Source organism: bacterium endosymbiont of Bathymodiolus sp. 5 South (genome assembly GCF_900128535.1).
Classification (GTDB): domain Bacteria; phylum Pseudomonadota; class Gammaproteobacteria; order PS1; family Pseudothioglobaceae; genus Thiodubiliella.
Map to the genome: position 1 here is coordinate 1 of NZ_FQTR01000396.1, position 924 is coordinate 924.

1 protein-coding gene and 1 pseudogene are annotated in these 924 nt (G+C 39.3%); both read left to right on the forward strand.

The genetic code is table 11. The annotated features are described in order from the left end of the window. A partial coding sequence (gene proC, locus BBROOKSOX_RS11750) for a pyrroline-5-carboxylate reductase (RefSeq protein ID WP_139662070.1) occupies positions 1-688 on the forward strand: 688 nt, incomplete at its 5' end. Beyond that, positions 678-924: pseudogene (locus BBROOKSOX_RS11755) on the forward strand (hypothetical protein); the annotation flags it as partial. The gene proC and the pseudogene BBROOKSOX_RS11755, both read left to right, overlap by 11 nt.

The window sequence follows — 924 nt, forward strand, 5'->3', positions numbered from 1 at the left end:
ATTTGGCGTTGAAGTTTTTACCGACAACTCACAAATGGTCATGCAATGCGATGTGGTTGTACTGGCAGTAAAACCACAAATATTGTTAAGTGTTTGCAAACAAATAAAAGTGCACATCCGCCACAGACCTTTATTGATTTCTATTGCTGCTGGTGTGAGAAGTCATGATATTAATCATTGGCTAGGCGGCGGTGTATCTATTGTACGCGCTATGCCAAATACACCTGCACTGGTAGGCAAAGGTGCAGCTGGAATGGTGGCTAATGATGCTGTGAGCGATAAACAAAAAACATTGGCTGAACAAATTCTTGTCTCAGTTGGTGAATGCCTTTGGGTAAAAGAAGAAACAATGCTTGATGCGGTAACAGCACTATCAGGTAGTGGTCCTGCTTATTTCTTTTTAATGATTGAATCAATGACCAATGCCGGCGTTGCACTCGGACTAGACAAACAAATCGCTGAAAAACTCAGCATTCAAACTGCACTCGGTGCAAGCACAATGTCAAAGCAAAGCACTGATTCTGCGCGTGAACTGCGTGCCAAAGTTACCTCGAAAAATGGCACCACACAAGTAGCAATTGAGAGTTTTCAAGAGCAAAATTTTGACATAATAATCTCTCATGCTATGCGCGCTGCCTTTGAGCGTGCTAGAGAAATAGGTTTTGAATTGAGCGATAATGCAGAGTAAGCTCAACATCAAAATTCAAGCATCAAAAATTTATTTAACTCTGAGTGTTTTTATTTATTGCTTGGGTTTATTTGCGACTTGGTATTATTTTTACACGCTATGGTTAAGCGTTATTTTGAGTGGCTTGTTATCTCTATGGTTGTTGTATTTTTTGCCAAAATCGGTCAATCTTACTCACCCAAATTCTATTGTTAAAATGGTCTTAGACAAGAACAGATTAACGATTGAAAAAAACA